This is a genomic window from Bacillus sp. FSL K6-1218 (assembly GCF_038006445.1).
GTDB classification, from domain to species: Bacteria; Bacillota; Bacilli; order Bacillales; family Bacillaceae_G; genus Bacillus_A; species Bacillus_A thuringiensis_S.
Window position 1 is genome coordinate 4,306,190 of sequence record NZ_JBBOVE010000001.1, and the last position, 17,358, is coordinate 4,323,547.

Genomic DNA, 17,358 nt, shown 5'->3' on the forward strand with positions numbered 1-17,358 from the left:
TCCAAAAACTCATAATAAGAAATGGGTAGACAGAGGAGGATATTGTATGGGCCTTGTTATTATTTTTACACTTGTCACTCTGTTAGCTGTATTTGCTACGCTTAGAACACTTCGTGAAAAAAACTTTTTCGCGAGCGGCTTTGCAATTGCAACTGTACTCGTTTTCGGATGGTTTACGATCATGACTGTTCTATATAACGGGTATCCACCAGCAGCTTAATTCGTTTACACTTTATTCTTCATCGAGATTTCACACAAAAAGAGGAAGGGTTCCCCCTTCCTCTTTTCATATTTCACAACTTATATCATCTTCGCTTCGTATTTGTGCTTTTTTACAAGCCAAGCTCCTCCGATAACACCTGCATCATTACCAAGTGTTGCAATAGCTAACTTCGTGCTCTTTACAGCACGTGAGAAAGCGTATTGCTCGAAATAGCGTTGAATTGGTTCTAATAGTGCATCTCCAGCTTTAGACACGCCTCCACCAATAACAATTTTCTCTGGGTTCAACGTACTAGAAAGGTTCGCTACAGCTAATCCTAAATAAGAAGCTACTTTTTCTACTACTTCGCCTGCTAATTCATCGCCTTGTCCAAGTGCTTCAAAGACATCTTTTGATGTAATACGTCCTTCTTCAGCTAACATAGAACGCAACATGCTTTCTTTATTAGTCTCTTGTATTTTTTGCATAGCAACACGTACAATACCTGTCGCAGATGCTACTGTTTCTAAGCAACCAGACTTCCCGCAATTACATGGGAAAGCATTTTCTGTAACTACTGTAATATGTCCAATCTCACCAGCAGCACCACTCACGCCGTGTACAATCTCACCATTGGCGATTACACCACCACCAACGCCCGTACCAAGTGTCATGCAGATTAAATCTTTTGCACCTTCACCAGCACCTTTCCACATTTCACCAAGCGCTGCTAAGTTTGCATCATTATCAATAACAACAGGTAATCCTGTTTCTACTTCTAATAAATCTTTTAGCGGATAGTTTTTCCACCCTAAATTAACCGCTTCATAAATCATTCCAGATGCCACATGTACAGGACCAGGAGCTCCCATACCAATACCAATTAACTTGCTCTTCAATTCGCCTAATTCTTCTAGCTTTTTATCAATTGCTTTCGCAACATCAAGTGTAATATGTTTTCCTTGCTCACCTGTATTCGTAGGGATTTCCCACTTATGTAAAATTTCACCGTATACATTAATAAATGCTAATTTAATCGTTGTACCACCAAGGTCAACACCAACTAACCATTTCTCTTCCATGTTGCTTACCTACCTTTATCTAATTCTTATTTAGCTCTTTTTGAATTTCTTGCTTCAATAAAAATAAAGCTGTTTGATAGTCTTGTGGATCGATTAGCTGTGATTGATTTAATTCACGCAATTCATCTTGCATTAATTGTAAATCTGCAATTCGATCTCCCGTATAAATAATCGTACCAAATTTCTTTAGCAATTGCTGAATATCATAAATAGATACCATTTCATCACCCTCTATGCTCACTTACTATAAAAAATTATAATAAGAAAACGTTCACATATTTTATTATAATCAAGAAGAAAAAGTCTCGTCAATTTTTATTTGTCTATACAAGCTCATTTATAAGCATTGTTCCTTTTTCTGTAATAATTTTTTCTATATTTTTATCAAATGGCTCTACCGGAATGTGTTTTACCATTTGAAAATCATACGCTAATGATAGCGTTTTCCCTTTATAATGCACGAGATAACGATCATAATAGCCACCGCCGTACCCAATTCGCTCTCCTCGTTCTGTATAAGCTACGCCCGGCACAATTTGAAGATCAATTTCATCCACATTCACTTCTTCCGTAAGCCCGGGAATCGGTTCACGTAAATTCATATACACCGTTTCTAATTGATCAAAATTATTAATTTGCCTGAAGGACATCGTTCTTATTCCTTTATTACACTTAGGAACTACAACTTTCTTTCCTTCTTCCCAAGCTTTTTCAATAATAGGATATGTATTCACTTCATTTTCCATTGAAAGAGTAATTCCAATTGTTTTAGCTTCAACCCACTCTTTTTGCGCATACAGCAAAAATGCAATCTGTTCTGATAAAGTTGTATACTGTTCTTTCGATAAAGAATTCATGTGTTCTATTATTTGTTTACGCAAACGCACTTTCTCTTCTTTCACACATTCTCCCCCTTACAGTGACACTTTTCTCTATGATGATAGTGTATCACTTTTAACATAGGAATCGAATAAAAAAAGAAACAGTAGGAAAATATTCCTACTGCTTACTTTGTTTCACGGTGTAACGTAGACTTCTTGTCACGCTTGCAATACTTTTTAAGCTCGATACGCTCAGCGTTGTTACGTTTATTTTTCTTTGAGATATAGTTACGATCTCCGCATTCTGTACATGCTAGAGTAATATTCACACGCATTCTTATTTCCCTCCAGTACTAATAACTTAAATCAGACTATACTATAATACCACTTTTAAAATAAAAATTCTACACCTTTTGATATTGTCTAATTTTTTCTATAAGATTTTTCATGTTTTCCCTTGCTATTACTGGGTTTCTAGCATGTGAATACACTAAAAATTTTGGTTGTTTTGTGTCAGAAACGATATAAGACCACTCTTTTTCAGTATATTTGAACTGTACTCCTTCAAATATACCTTCTCCCTTCCTTTCTATATCATCCAATAATTTCCTCATAATTTCCCCTTTTTCATTCCATGAACATACCACTTCATCATAAAGTAAATAGAGCGGCGGTGATTGATCTACTATGCTGAGAAACGTTTTTCCTTGCAATGCTATTAGCTCGAATAATTTTCCAATTCGATATAAAATATCTCGCTTCCACCTTACTTGAAACGACTTTCTTTCATCCTGCGTATAAAATAGAAGATAACATTCTCCTAACTTCAAAGACATTGGGTAAATATTTCCTGTCGATTCGAGTAAGAAATCTGGAATATCTACCTCTTCCAAATCTGTACCCTGGTAAATATTACTATCCTTATCATATAACTCGAAATAATTTCCTTGCTCAGAAAACATAAGAGCCATATTCGCTTTACTTGATTTCATCAAAGCCTTTACATGATCTTTTTGTTCACTTGCATAAATCCATGTAACTGTACAACCAAGTCTTTGCAGAAAGAGCATAAGTAAATGTTGCAACGTATCATTTCTCTTATTAATAAGAAGATGAAACTTCTGCATCTGTATTTTCTCGATATCAATATGCTCCAATATAACTTCTATATACTCATTCATAGAAACATGAACTAGCTTATTTCGCCCCATTTCTTTCTCATGTACGTAATAAAACAATTCGGACATATATACTTGTTCTATCTCTTTTTGCTGCTTATACGTTAACGGCATGCCAGCTTGACCGTATAACTTTATAACAATCTCATTCTCATTCTCCACTTGGATAAAAACACCACCTGCACATTGCAAATGATGAACACTATATTGAAAAAGTGACTCGTTCATTTCTTTACATTCCATCGTATGAATCCCGATACCATGAATAGCATGTAAAAATAAATTTTTATAAGAGGTTGTTTCTATATTTTCTTGACTTCCAATTAATATACTCTCTCCTTTTGTAAAAAGAGATCCATACGCCATCGCAATCTTCACGATAAACTGGGGAGTAATTTCAACATTCCCTCTTCCTACAATGCGGCTTTTTTGTAACCAACCTGCACTCATTTCACTCTCTTGAATACCAGCCGCTCCTACTATCGAATGACTATCAATCGCCTTATAAGGCCATAGTTTTCCTTTTTGCTTAATTACCGTACTTCTCCCAATATGACAGTGATCCGCTACAACGCTTTTTTGAAACAGTGTAACGTCATCTTCAACTATTGTACGCTCTCCTATTGTCGTTTCTAATAGTTCACAATACTTCCCAATGTGGGCATTTGCAAAAACAATACTTTTTTGAAGATGAGAATAATTTGAAACGATACTATTTTTCCCAATAATAGAATATGGCTCAATTACAGCTCCTGTACCAATCTTTGCTCCTTCTCCAATAAAAGAGGGGCCATGAATTTTCGTCCCTTTGCCAATCGTCACCCCTTCTCCCATCCATACCATCGGTAATACTTCCGTATAAGGAATAGGTACTTGTAACTTTTTCGTTAACAAATCAAATTGTGCTTGTCGATATTGATTAAATGTGCCGATATCTAACCAATAACCTTCTGACAAATATGCGAATAACACATTTTTATTTGCCAATAACGGAAACACATCATGACTGAAATCAAAAAATTGCCTAGGCGGTATGTAAGAAAAGATTTCTGGCTCCATAATATATATGCCTGTATTCACAACATTAGAGACTACCTCATTCCAGCCCGGCTTTTCTATATATCGTGTAACCTCCTGGTCTTTATTCATTACAACCAATCCAAATGAGAGTGGATTTTCTACTTCTTTCACAAACATTGTTACTATTCTTTTCTTTTGTTCATGAAACCTAATTCCTTCTGATAATTGAAAGTCAGTTAATGCATCCCCACTTATCACAACAAATGTTTCATCTAAAAATTGTTCTGCTTGTTTAATACTCCCTGCTGTACCAAGCGGAGGAGAGTCTTCAAAATAATACAAGTTAACTCCCCATTTACTACCATCACCAAAATATTGCTTAATGGTCGTACTCATATATTGAACAGTAATTGCAATTTCACGAATACCATGCTGGCGTAATAACTCAATATTGTATTCTAAAACTGGTTTTTCTAATAATGGTAACATCGGCTTTGGAGTATTACATGTTAATGGTCTAAGGCGTCTTCCTTTTCCTCCAGCTAAAATAACCCCCTTCATATACTTCAGCCTCCACTTATATAATGTTCAGTAGCTCCATATACCATATGTATATTCTCTATCCCACATGAACTAGCAGCATAAACTTGATTAGTTAAACGAATCCTCATTTAAAAGACCCTATAATTAAATTTCCCACTTATAAAAACGTACGGTTCAAACTCAAAGAAAGCGCTTACTATTAATTGATAAATACTACTTATTAACGAACAACATATATACTAATTTTCCCATTACATTATGATACATCTTATCATCATAAACTAAAGGAAACAACGAGCTTTTTTTGTCATGTTTTGACTAAAAAAAGCAGGTGATTTCTTATCACCTGCTTTGATTCCTACTCATTCAATAAATAATGCTTTCCTTTTACTAAATAAAAGACATTTTCAGCAATATTTGTAATATGATCTGCTACACGCTCAATATATCTCGCCACAAATGATAATTGTGTAATTTGCGTAATTGCTTCTGGTTGTTCCGGAACTGAAGATATAAACTCACGAATTGATTTTCCATATATTTCATCAACAGAATCATCCATTTCAGCGATTTGTTTCGCAAAAGTTAAATTTTCTTGTTCATATGCTTCTAACGCTAAATGCAACATCTCATTTGCAATCGCAAACATTTCATCCAGGTTGTGCAAACTAACAGCCACTTCTTTTTCCCCAAGACGAATTGTAGCCTTTGCAATATTAACAGCATGATCTGCAATACGCTCTAAATCTGTCGCTGTTTTAATTGAAATAAAGATCCTTCTTAAGTCACTTGCTACAGGTTGCTGCTTCGTAATAAGCATAAGTGCAAGATCGTTTATTTCCTCTTCTAAATTATCCATGCGGTAATCACCATCAATGACCTCTAACGCTTTCTCTACATCCCTTGTATGCAGACCTTCCATAGCAATCAATAAAGCCGCATTTGCTAATTCTCCAAGCTCGATTACCTTTTGCTGTAACACTTTTAAATCACCTTGAAACTGTTCTCTTACCATTTTTTCTTCCCCCTCAATATTATGTGCCATTATATATAAAGTGAAACTTTAATCAACCCTCATCAATCGGGCTTTTACAGGCGGCCCGCCATCTAACTTCTTTGCTTTTGTTGAATTTTGAAATCCGGGCTTACTGCCCGCAAATAGCGGGATAAATCTCCTACATAGCCTCTTACGCTTGTAATAAAACTTAAGATAAGGGAAGTATTACTTCCCTATTAAAGTGAGATAAAAATAAGAAATGCCCTCTGTTAAGAGGGCATTTTCTCTTAGCTTTGCGACGATATCAGCCAAAGCGACCTGTAATATAATCTTCTGTACGCTTATCTGAAGGAGTCGTAAATAATTTGTTTGTATCTGTATACTCCACAACTTCCCCGCTTAAGAAGAAAGCAGTTTTGTCTGAAATACGCGCTGCTTGTTGCATATTATGCGTTACGATAACAATACTAAAGTCTTTCTTTAACTCTTGAATTAATTCTTCTACTTTTAATGTTGAAATTGGATCTAATGCCGATGTTGGCTCATCCATTAAAATAACGTCTGGCTCAATAGCTAAGCAGCGTGCGATGCATAGACGCTGTTGCTGTCCACCAGATAAACCGTATGCATTATCGTGCAAACGATCTTTTAATTCATCCCAAATCGCTGCTCCACGTAAACTTTTTTCAACAATTTCATCTAATGTCTTTTTGTCACGAATACCATGGATTTTTGGACCGTATGCTACATTCTCATAAATAGATTTTGGAAATGGATTTGGCTTTTGGAACACCATTCCTACATGTGTTCTTAATTCTTCAACTGGATATGATTTATCAAATATATTGCGTTCTCTATATTCAATTACACCTGTAGTTCGAACGATCGGTACTAACTCTACCATGCGATTTAACGTTTTTAAGTACGTTGATTTACCACAGCCACTTGGACCGATAATGGCTGTAACTTCATTCTCATGAATACTTAAATTAATATCTTTTAAAGCATGGTCTTCCCCGTACCATAAATTTAAGTTTTTCGTATCAAATACTACTTTCTTTGGCGCAGTCTCGATCTTCTCTTCGTTTTTCACCTGTACATTTACTACTGTTGCTACCATTTGAATTCCCCTTTCATCCACTTCCAACTTATTTTCGATTTCGTAACCATAAAACAAATATATTGATAAATAGCAACAAACCTAACAAAACAATCATCCCAGCTGCTGCTACATACTGAAATTCTTCTTGTGGCCTACTCATCCAATTAAAAATTTGGATTGGTAAAACTGTAAATCTATCAAACATACTAAATGGAACATAATTTGCAAACGCAAGTGCCCCGATCACTAATAGTGGTGCTGCTTCTCCAATTGCTCTTGATATCGCTAACGTACAGCCCGTTATAATCCCTGGAAAAGCATATGGCAATACAATTTGATACATCGTTTGCCACTTCGTAGCACCTAATCCGTAAGAACCCTCTAATAATACACTTGGTACTGATCGGATTGCTTCTTGACTCGCCACAACAACTGTCGGTAAGACGAGTAAACTCATCGTCAGTGCTGCTGCAACTATACTCTCTCCTAAATGAAGAGCGTATACAAAAATAGTTAAACCAAGCAATCCAAATACAACGGATGGTACTCCTGCTAACGTTTGATTATTAATCTCTACTATTTTTTTAAATAGAGATTCCTTCGCATATTGCTCTAAATAAAGAGCTGTTCCAACTCCAAATATAAAAGAAACAGGTATAACAATACTCATAAATAATATTGTCCCTGACAAAGCTGCAGCAATACCAGCTTCTTTCGGATTACGTGAAGCGAAATTTGTAAAGAAATCTATTGAAAGATAACTTATACCTTTTTCAACAATTTGAAACAGTAACACAGACAAAATTACGATTGAAAATAAAATTGATATATAAAATAACAATTTGTAAATTCGATCTTTTAAAAAGCGTGATGCCATGTTTTTTTGTATTTTATTATGATTCAACATTCGCATATTATGTCATCCTCCTAAAACGGCGCATAATAGACTGCGAAATGATGTTCATAATAAAAGTAAACATAAATAAAGTTGCACCTACAGCATACATGCTGTAATACGTAACCGTTCCATGCGGAGCATCACCTAAACTTACTTGCACAATATAGGCTGTTAACGTTTGAATAGAATGTGTCGGATCAAGCGATACATTTGGTGTGGATCCTGCTGCAATTACAACGATCATCGTTTCACCAATTGCACGAGAAGCCGCTAATATAATTGCTGCCATAATCCCTGTAAAAGCGGACGGAAACACCACTTGTTTTACCATTTCAAACCGCGTCGCTCCGAGTGCTAATGAAGCTTCTTTCGTCCCTTTCGCCACAGATCTCATCGCGTCTTCAGATAGAGATGCAACTGTAGGCATCATCATAAATCCGATAACGATTCCTGGACTAATCGCATTAAAAAACTGTAAATCTGGTATAATCCTTTGTAAAAGCGGCGTAACAATTGTTAATGCAAAAAAACCATATACAATTGTCGGGATACCTGCTAATAGCTCTAACATCGGCTTTAATATTTTCCGTGCACTATTTGAAGCATATTCGCTTAAAAATACAGCACACGCTAAACCGATAGGAATTGCCACAAACATAGCAATCGCTGTTACAAGGAACGTTCCACATATAAGTGGTAATATACCGAATTTAGGATCTTCAAAAAATGGTAACCATTCTTTCTCCGTCAAAAAGGAGTATAATGATATTTTTTGAAAAAACATGATTGTTTCATTAGAGAGCGTAAAAACAATTCCAAGTGTCGTCACAATAGAAACGCTAGCAATTATTTTTAGTAATAAAGGTACTATTCGATTGATTCGCTGCGTTTTTTTTCTTTGCTTTTTATTTCTTTCAATCAAATGTTGTACAGAAAATGTAATTTGACTTTTGTCATTATGAGCCAAAGATGAAAACCCCTTTCCACCCTGACATTACCTTTTTATTTCTGTTAACATACGCAGCTGTTCATTGTATTTTTCTTTTCGCAATTTTACATAACCGACCTCTTCAGCGAGGTTACCAACATGCTGAATCATAAACTCAACATAGTTTGCTACATTCATTTTATTTCGGATAGATGCATTATTCACATAAGTAAGTAGCGGCCTAGATAACGGCTTATATTTACCTGATTGAATGGTCTCTTTCGTCGGAAATACACCATTTACTTTTATTGCTTTCACCTTATCTCGATTAGCCATATAATAAGCATATCCTACAAAAGCAATGGCATGTTTATCATTCATTACCCCTTGCATAATAACTTGATCGTCTTCAGACAAAGAGACTTTTTTTACAATGCGATGATTTTGTAAGATGACATTTTGAAAATAATCATACGTACCAGAGTCTACGCCTGGTGCATAAAACTTCACTTGTTCACGTGGCCATGTTGAATGAATTTGTGACCATCGCTTCTCTCTTCCATCTTCACTCCACAGTAGACGTAACTCGTCTACTGACATATCGTCTACCCATGTATTGTGCCAATTCACAACAATTGTAAGACCATCGTTAGCAACCTCAAAAGGTGTGAATTGAATAGAGTTTTTCTTCATTTCATTTTTCTCGACTTGTTTCATTACTCTCGAAGCATTATTTATATCTACTTCTCCTTTACTGAAACGATTAAATCCTCCCCCAGTTCCAGAAATACTGATGGAAATTTTCACGTCTGGATGCACCTTTGTATATTCCTCCGCTACTGCTTCTATAATAGGAAAAACCGTTGAGGATCCATCAACTCTCACTTCTCCCGTATCATTTAAAGCAAATGCAGTAGACATTTCAAAACAGAGGAACCATATTGATAGTACGAAAATTTTAATCGGTGTACGCATCCATTTCACGTGTTCTTCCTCCTAGAAGTAACCAGAAATAACAGGATTACAGATATAAGAATACTGCTAAACTATTAATTCGGTTTTAATTGTTTGTAAAAGTTTTGTAAAGTTCCACAAAGATCAACATACGATACAATTTTAATCAGTAGTAGCTATTCATCTTCTCTGATGATTTCCCTATAAAACAGTTATCCCCTATCTCATCATATACAAGTATCATTTATACGGCCGCGTGTTTTTCAGTGTTGTATACTTGTCCACATTTATTACACGATATGCATAAACCATAAAAAAAAGCACACTATCTTTTCAGATAGTGTGCTTTTTTACAAATTTTTTATTCATCATCTTGATCTTTATTTTTATTGTCTTTGTCATCTTTTGGAGTTTCACCATTTACTTCTTTGTTTTTCAAATCAAAGTAAGCGTCCATAATTTCACGACCAATATATCCATTAATACCAGTCTTATCATCATGTACCCATGGAACGACAACAGAGAATGCTACTTCTGGATCTTCAAGTGGCGCATAACCTACTAATGTTAAGTTATATGTTTCCACACGTTCACCGTTTGCCTTTCTACCAATCTCTTTATCTCCGCCATACACAGTTTGCGCGGTACCTGTCTTCCCTGCCGCTTTATATTTTGCACCTGTAAAGTATTTTGTAGCTGTACCACCTGAATCATTATACACTTGTCTAAATCCTTCTTGAACACGTTTAATTTGCGATTCTGGCATATCAACACGATTTAATACTTTCGGTTCCATAGATTGAACAACTTTCCCAACTTCATCTGGTTTCACTGCCGGTTGACGAATTTCTTTTACAACTTGTGGTTGCATACGATATCCGCCATTGGCAATCGTCGAAATATATTGCGCTAATTGAAGCGGTGTATACGTATCATACTGTCCAATTGATAAATCTAGTAAGAAACCTGGTTGACTACTTCTACCCATCTGACCAGCAGATTCATTCGGTAAATCAATTCCTGTTTTTACACCAAGTCCAAACTGTCCGAAATAATAACGCATCGTATCAAATGCTTTTTGAGGTATATCTAACGTACCACCTCTCACATATGGAACATCGGCGATATTCATCGCTGTTTTAAACATATAAACGTTAGAAGACATTTTTAAAGCTGTAAGGTCATTAATGTATCCCATCGTTTTCCAAGACGATTTCGTAGGTGTACCTTTTAATTTAATTGGTTCATCCAATTGCACCGATCCTGGTTGAATCGCACCAGTTTGATATCCTGTAAGTACTGTTGCACCTTTTACAGTTGACCCCATCGGATAAGAACTTGTCATGGTACCTAATGCAAAGTCATTTACTTTCGTTTGACCATCTTCGTTAACTAATTGTTTCCCCGCCATAGATAAAACTTCACCATTTTTTGGATTCATCATTACAACGAATGCGCGATCTAAAAGAGGTTCGCTTCCTTTAAATCTCATTAAATTCTTCGCAAGAATATCTTCCACACGCTTTTGTAATTCCATATCAATTGTTAAGTTCAAGTCATTACCACTTTGTCCTTTTGATACATTAATCGTTTCTAAAATATTACCGTTTTTATCTGTAACATTTCTAACTTCTGCTTTCGTACCGTGCAGGCTATCTTCATACTGTTGTTCAAGATAACTTTTTCCTACTCGGTCATTTCGATTATAATCACGAACAAGATAGTAATCTAGTCTTTCTCTCGGTAAGCCTTCATCAGATGTCGACACCCCACCAAGTACACTTCGGAATAAATCATCGTACGTATATTTTCGATCCCAATCAACATTCGTATCTACACCTGGTAATGCTGCTAGGTTTTCACTAATAATCGAATATTCCTTTTCTGTAGCATCCTTTTTAATAACTTGAGGTGTCATTGCATATCCGCCGTCCATCTTACTTTTAATCGCTAATATTTCTAGATCTTTTGCGGATAATTGATTAATCTCTTCTTCTGTTACACGACTTCGCTGACGCTCGTCTAATTCTTTATCATCAATTTTTTTATCTTTAAACTCTTGACGATCTTTATTCGTAATTTTTTCTTTAGCTTCCTCTTTATGCATAGCAAGCCAATAATCTTTTTTATCGCGATCTGTTAATTTATCTGTCGGTACTTCAATCAAATCTGCTAGCTTTTTCGCTGTTTCTAAGCGATCCTCTGCCGTTGATCCTTTCATTTTTGTAAATGTAATAGTACGAATGGCTGCATTATCTACTACAGGTCGCCCATAACGGTCAAATATTTTCCCACGCGGTACAGGATTACTTATCGTTGAGTTTTCTTTCTTCTCCACTTCATTCTTATATTCTTCACCGCGAACAATTTGTACATATCCGAGCCTTACAATAACCGCGGAGAACATTAAAAACACGCAGAAAAACAGCACGTTTAACCGAAAAGGAACGTGGGTCTTTTTCTTATTTTGCTTCTGCTTCTTGCTCATACAAACCCCCTCTACCAACAGCTATGTAATGTGAAAGGGACACCTTCATACAGGTGTCCTCACTGCTGTTTTACATCTTTTTCTATTCTAGCATAAAACAAACGAGAAGTTAACCTTCTGGTTCAGTTTGATTCTGCGTAGTTCCTTGTGTTACAACACTTGTTTTATCCGCATTTCCCCCATCATATTTGACATTTTTAACTGCAAAATAAATAAGAAAATGTCCAGCACCTAAAATACATAATAAGTAAGGTAAACTTTTTCCAGGTGGAAAGAATAGTACAGCACATAAAAAACTTAAAATGGAACAGATTCTTCCGGCATTTAACCATAACTCCCGGACAACGACATATTCCACACGCCATTCTCTCGCATTTTTAGCTCTACCAATTACGTCATATGTCATTGACCCATATGGAACAAGTAAAATAGGATATGCAACGGCAATACATGCCGCATAAATAAGTAATTTCGTGTATGTAACATTGAAAATAACTAAAAAGACGACAGCATATAAAATAATGCCCCCAAGTAAAATTGCTTTTTTCCGCCACTCTTTCTTTAACATGCGAGCGACCAAGTAATAACATACAAAGGATACAGCAGAGTTCACTAAACTATATTTCCCTAATGCGAACTCACTATTAGTTGCTAAATAAACATATACTGAAATGACAAAAATAAACGTTCCTTCTCTCAATCCTTGGAAAAAATGAGCTCGTGTAATCTTCCCCCAATTTTTATCAACTCTTCGTTCTTTCAATACTTGCACAATTTCATAACGCCCTTCACATTCTCTTTTAGATAAAAAGAAACTTAAGACGACAGCAATTGCAAATAAAACTAATGAAAGAAAGAATATAACAGTATAACCACTCCATTTCTCCATGCGTGAAATTGTGTATCCTGCTGCTATTGGTCCAATCATCCCAGAGAAAGATGTAAGAAGTCCAAGAAATCCATTAAAGAAATCTCTTGTTTCTGGTTCTGTAATTTCAAATGTCAATAAGTTAAAAGCCAACCAGTAAAAACCGTATCCTACTCCTAAAAGAGCCCCCATTAATAAAATATACTGGGAAGCACTTTTTCCAGCCACTAAAACAACGATAAAAAAAATTGCGAGCGTTCCTACTCCTATTCGTAATAAAATCGAGCGATCGATACGTTTCGCTAATTTCCCCCCTACAAGAAATGTGAGAGGCTGTAATACAACGCTGGCCAAATTATACAAGCCAAGATTCACATAATTTTGTGTTTGCTTCCATAAATAAATATTTACAAACGTATTCGATAAAGAAATTGCGAGCGTGTATAAACCTCCTATAAGGAGCAATAACACTAAATCCCGATTCACTTCAACGTCACCAATTATATGTTTCCACTTCATACACAACTCTCCTTTACTTCATGTTCTAGTCTTCCAAAGACAAGCCCAATTATGTAAAAGGAAAGCATAGAAAAAAGCTAGGGGCTCTCCCCTAGCTTTTTCTATATTTATTACGATTATTTTGCTTCTTGGTAACGTTTTTCAGCAGCGTTCCAATCTACAACGTTCCAAAATGCGCCGATGTAGTCTGGACGACGGTTTTGGTAGTTTAAGTAGTAAGCGTGCTCCCAAACATCTAAACCGATAACTGGAGTTTTGCCTTCAGTTAAAGGAGAATCTTGGTTTGGAGTGCTTGTTACTTCTAACTCACCATTGTTTACTACTAACCAAGCCCAACCAGAACCGAAGCGAGTTGCGCCAGCTTTTGCGAATTCTTCTTTGAATGCATCGAAGCTACCGAATTTCGCTTCAATTGCAGTTGCAAGTTCACCTACAGGTTGTCCTCCGCCGTTTGGAGATAGGATTGTCCAGAAGAATGTATGGTTAGCATGTCCGCCACCATTGTTACGTACTGCTGTACGGATCGCTTCTGGTACTTCGTTTAAGTTTGCAACTAATTCTTCTACGCTTTTGTCAGCTAATTCTGCATGACCTTCTAAAGCAGCGTTTAAGTTTGTAATGTACGTGTTGTGATGTTTTGTATGATGGATGTTCATTGTTTCTTTGTCAAAGTGAGGCTCTAAAGCATCATACGCATAAGGTAAATTTGGTAATTCGTGTTTTGCCATTGTTATATTCCTCCCAGTTTATGTATTGCCACTTAAGTGACATACAACTTCATTCTACCCTAATTGCCATAGGGTGCAAACAAATAAATCACATTGTCTTGCTATCATTAAAGTAGCAAAATTCCCACTTCTTTTCAATTAAAATGCTCATATATTCCGTAAAAAAAGCTTCCTTCTACAAGGAAGCTTCCTGCTAACATAATAAACATGCGAAATGGATATGGACCCTGTAGGACTCGAACCTACGACCGGACGGTTATGAGCCGTCTGCTCTAACCAGCTGAGCTAAGGGTCCACAATTATGTATGTAACAACATATCAAATAAAGGAATTCCTATCGGATATGCCCTTTAAGAAAGGTAAGATAAATTTACCATATAGAAAAGAAAAGTGTCAATTGTATTTTTCTTATTTAAAAGAAGAAAGTTAATAAAAAGAAATTTAGTTATCTCCACTATATGTAAATATAATATATCTTGAGATTCTCTAGATTCCTACGTTACAATGATTTTATACATACATAAAGGAAGTGAATCTATGTCCATATTTACCCAATTCGTAAAAAGCATATACTCGCCTAAAGATATGGCGCTATTCCGTTTTCAAAAAATCGGTAAAACCATTTTGTATATTATGCTACTTTGCTTAATTACTACTATTCCAAGAACTTTTTTGTACGGTAGTTTTATCCAAGATGGTGTAGGCATGGTAAATCAAGTCATCGATAAAGATTTACCTGACTTTAAGATTGAAAATGGCGAACTAAAAGCCGATATTGATCAACCTATTGAAAAAGAAGACGGAAATGCACTTTTCGTATTTGATCCAAATTCAACAGACCTAGAAAAATATCAAAATAAAACAGGTTTATTTGTTTTAAAAGATAAAGTAGTCTCTATGGGAAATGGTCAAACACAAACGTATTCTTATAACGATTTGTTAGGTGCATCTCTTGAGAAAAAAGATCTACAAGAATTTATTTCTTTATTCGATAATATTTATCCAATTTTATTATTCGTTATCGGATTCTTAGTGTACCTATTCCAATTATTCATCACTTTTGTAGGCGTGACTTTACTTGCGTTCATCGGTTCTGCTATGAGCGGTCAACGTAAACTATCCTATAAACAAGTTTGGACACTAACTGCATACAGCTACACAATCCCAACCATTTTCTTCATGATTATGGATTTATTCAAAATCGTCGTACCTGGGGCAACGTTCATTTATATTGCAGTTGTTTTAATCGTTCTGTACTTAACGATTAAAGAAGTTCCAAAACCGAAAGAAAAATAAGAACGAAAAAAATGCCTAAATAGGCATTTTTTTTTTGGACAAGCATATATTCCTAGCAAAGGAGTGAAGAATATGAAGAGGTTAGGTATATTCCTATTCGTGCTTGTTCTCGGTTATGTATTTTATTACGATATAAAAATCGGTACTTTACCGATGTTAAGTTCATATAAAAAAACAACCGCTGCCCAAACGATTAAAAAAGAGAACGCAGACAACCAACAAAATAAAGAGAACAAAACAGAAAAAGAAACGGATGTATCTTATAAAACAATTGAAGTAAAAACTGGTGAGACAGTTCTTTCTATTACAGAACAAATTAACAAGAAAAAAATTCCTTCTATAGAAAAAGTCATTGACGACTTTAAACTATTAAACAAAAGTACATCTGCTACAAAAATACAAATTGGAAAGTCTTATAAATTCCCGTTATATCAATAAGCTATCACTTAATCCTTGTCAATTACATAAAGGCGCTGATACAATAGTAAAAGTGAAACCGAGCACTTCGGTTTCTATAGCCCTATATCACGTATACTATCATTGATATGAGGGACTAAATAAGAAACTTCTTTTATAAGGAGAGCGATCTATTCGTGAATGAAATGACTCATCGTACAAAAACACGTCCAGTTAAAGTCGGTAATTTAACAATCGGCGGTAATAATGAATTAATTATACAAAGTATGACAACAACAAAAACACATGATGTTGAAGCAACAGTTGCTGAAATCAAGCGTTTAGAAGAAGCCGGCTGTCAAGTCGTCCGCGTTGCCGTTCCAGATGAACGCGCAGCAGATGCTATTGCTGATATAAAAAAACAAATCAACATTCCACTTGTTGCTGATATTCATTTTGATTATCGCCTTGCTTTAAAAGCAATTGAAGGTGGCATCGATAAAGTACGTATCAATCCAGGTAATATTGGTCGTCGCCATAAAGTAGAAGCTGTTGTAAATGCAGCAAAAGAACGCGGTATTCCAATCCGTATTGGTGTAAACGCTGGTTCATTAGAGCGTCACATTTTAGAAAAGTACGGGTACCCAACTGCAGATGGTATGGTTGAGAGCGCGCTACATCATATTAAAATTTTAGAGGACTTAGATTTCCACGATATTATCGTATCTATGAAAGCCTCTGATGTTAACTTAGCAATCGAAGCATACGAGAAAGCTGCTCGTGCTTTTGATTATCCATTACATTTAGGTATTACAGAGTCTGGAACATTGTTTGCCGGAACTGTAAAAAGTGCCGCTGGTCTTGGAGCAATCTTAAATAAAGGCATCGGAAATACACTACGTATTTCATTAAGTGCTGATCCAGTTGAAGAAGTAAAAGTTGCTCGTGAACTATTAAAATCATTCGGTCTTGCGTCTAACGCAGCAACACTTATCTCTTGTCCAACTTGTGGTCGTATTGAAATCGATTTAATTAGCATTGCTAACGAAGTGGAAGAATACATCTCTACACTTCAAGTACCAATTAAAGTTGCAGTACTTGGTTGCGCTGTAAATGGCCCTGGTGAAGCTCGTGAAGCTGATATCGGTATTGCCGGTGCACGTGGAGAGGGATTATTATTCCGTAAAGGGCAAGTCGTTCGTAAAGTACCAGAAGAAACAATGGTAGAAGAACTGAAAAAAGAAATCGACGTAATTGCTGCTGAAATGGCTGCTGAACGAGAAAAAGAAAAAGAGACACAAGAACAATAAAAAGAAGGTTGCCACAATATTTGTGAGC

At 35.8% G+C, this 17,358-nt stretch carries 17 protein-coding genes and 1 tRNA gene; 4 read left to right on the forward strand and 14 right to left on the reverse strand.

All coding sequences use genetic code 11. The annotated features are described in order from the left end of the window. Positions 1–46: 46 nt before the first annotated feature. Complete coding sequence (locus MHI26_RS21960; RefSeq protein ID WP_000524852.1) at positions 47–220, forward strand: DUF2759 domain-containing protein; 174 nt, start codon at positions 47–49, stop codon at positions 218–220. 80 nt (positions 221–300) lie between these two features. Here the strand turns inward: MHI26_RS21960 and glcK are convergent, their stop codons facing one another. The 14 genes from glcK to MHI26_RS22030 all read right to left on the reverse strand — a co-directional run bounded on the left by glcK (position 301) and on the right by MHI26_RS22030 (position 14,623). Next, entirely contained in the window at positions 301–1,284 is a 984-nt protein-coding gene (gene glcK / locus MHI26_RS21965; RefSeq protein WP_000391701.1) for a glucokinase, read from the reverse strand. A gap of 19 nt (positions 1,285–1,303) precedes the next feature. Then, positions 1,304–1,504: a YqgQ family protein gene (locus MHI26_RS21970; protein WP_000253699.1), complete on the reverse strand. Its 201-nt coding sequence runs from the start codon at positions 1,502–1,504 to the stop codon at positions 1,304–1,306. A 103-nt stretch (positions 1,505–1,607) separates the two neighbouring features. Next, positions 1,608–2,186 (reverse strand): 5-formyltetrahydrofolate cyclo-ligase, encoded by a 579-nt coding sequence (locus tag MHI26_RS21975; RefSeq protein ID WP_000656862.1) that lies wholly within the window; start codon positions 2,184–2,186, stop codon positions 1,608–1,610. A 104-nt stretch (positions 2,187–2,290) separates the two neighbouring features. Next, positions 2,291–2,440 (reverse strand): 50S ribosomal protein L33, encoded by a 150-nt coding sequence (gene rpmG / locus MHI26_RS21980; protein ID WP_001265616.1) that lies wholly within the window; start codon positions 2,438–2,440, stop codon positions 2,291–2,293. Positions 2,441–2,509: 69 nt separating this feature from the next. Beyond that, positions 2,510–4,864 carry a sugar phosphate nucleotidyltransferase gene (locus MHI26_RS21985; RefSeq protein ID WP_000679327.1) on the reverse strand — a complete coding sequence of 785 codons (2,355 nt, stop codon included), beginning with the start codon at positions 4,862–4,864 and terminating at the stop codon, positions 2,510–2,512. A 340-nt stretch (positions 4,865–5,204) separates the two neighbouring features. Further along, positions 5,205–5,861, reverse strand: coding sequence for a phosphate signaling complex protein PhoU (phoU, locus tag MHI26_RS21990; protein WP_000251245.1), 657 nt, complete (start codon positions 5,859–5,861; stop codon positions 5,205–5,207). Positions 5,862–6,147: 286 nt separating this feature from the next. Continuing rightward, positions 6,148–6,963, reverse strand: a complete 816-nt coding sequence (gene pstB / locus MHI26_RS21995) for a phosphate ABC transporter ATP-binding protein (RefSeq protein ID WP_000226681.1) — start codon at positions 6,961–6,963, stop codon at positions 6,148–6,150. Between the two features lie 28 nt (positions 6,964–6,991). Then, positions 6,992–7,858 carry a phosphate ABC transporter permease PstA gene (gene pstA, locus MHI26_RS22000; RefSeq protein ID WP_001242570.1) on the reverse strand — a complete coding sequence of 289 codons (867 nt, stop codon included), beginning with the start codon at positions 7,856–7,858 and terminating at the stop codon, positions 6,992–6,994. A gap of 1 nt (position 7,859) precedes the next feature. Beyond that, on the reverse strand, positions 7,860–8,810 hold the full coding sequence (gene pstC, locus MHI26_RS22005) for a phosphate ABC transporter permease subunit PstC (protein WP_000940894.1): 951 nt from the start codon (positions 8,808–8,810) through the stop codon (positions 7,860–7,862). 27 nt (positions 8,811–8,837) lie between these two features. Continuing rightward, on the reverse strand, positions 8,838–9,755 hold the full coding sequence (locus MHI26_RS22010; protein ID WP_000871824.1) for a PstS family phosphate ABC transporter substrate-binding protein: 918 nt from the start codon (positions 9,753–9,755) through the stop codon (positions 8,838–8,840). A gap of 331 nt (positions 9,756–10,086) precedes the next feature. Further along, on the reverse strand, positions 10,087–12,213 hold the full coding sequence (locus MHI26_RS22015; protein WP_000038979.1) for a peptidoglycan D,D-transpeptidase FtsI family protein: 2,127 nt from the start codon (positions 12,211–12,213) through the stop codon (positions 10,087–10,089). Between the two features lie 109 nt (positions 12,214–12,322). Continuing rightward, a complete protein-coding gene (locus MHI26_RS22020) occupies positions 12,323–13,600 on the reverse strand; it encodes an MFS transporter (protein WP_000871389.1) in 1,278 nt (425 codons plus the stop codon). Positions 13,601–13,716: 116 nt separating this feature from the next. Next, a complete protein-coding gene (gene sodA, locus MHI26_RS22025) occupies positions 13,717–14,328 on the reverse strand; it encodes a superoxide dismutase [Mn] (RefSeq protein ID WP_001052031.1) in 612 nt (203 codons plus the stop codon). A gap of 221 nt (positions 14,329–14,549) precedes the next feature. Further along, positions 14,550–14,623, reverse strand: a tRNA-Ile gene (locus tag MHI26_RS22030). Between the two features lie 242 nt (positions 14,624–14,865). Between MHI26_RS22030 and yqgB the strand changes: the two genes are divergently transcribed. The 3 genes from yqgB (at position 14,866) to ispG (ending at position 17,330) form a co-directional block, all read left to right on the forward strand. Further along, positions 14,866–15,624 (forward strand): protein YqgB, encoded by a 759-nt coding sequence (gene yqgB, locus MHI26_RS22035; protein WP_000021892.1) that lies wholly within the window; start codon positions 14,866–14,868, stop codon positions 15,622–15,624. 72 nt (positions 15,625–15,696) lie between these two features. Continuing rightward, a complete protein-coding gene (gene yqfZ / locus MHI26_RS22040) occupies positions 15,697–16,062 on the forward strand; it encodes a protein YqfZ (protein ID WP_000825420.1) in 366 nt (121 codons plus the stop codon). A gap of 164 nt (positions 16,063–16,226) precedes the next feature. Continuing rightward, entirely contained in the window at positions 16,227–17,330 is a 1,104-nt protein-coding gene (gene ispG, locus MHI26_RS22045; RefSeq protein WP_153577907.1) for a flavodoxin-dependent (E)-4-hydroxy-3-methylbut-2-enyl-diphosphate synthase, read from the forward strand. Positions 17,331–17,358 lie beyond the last annotated feature (28 nt).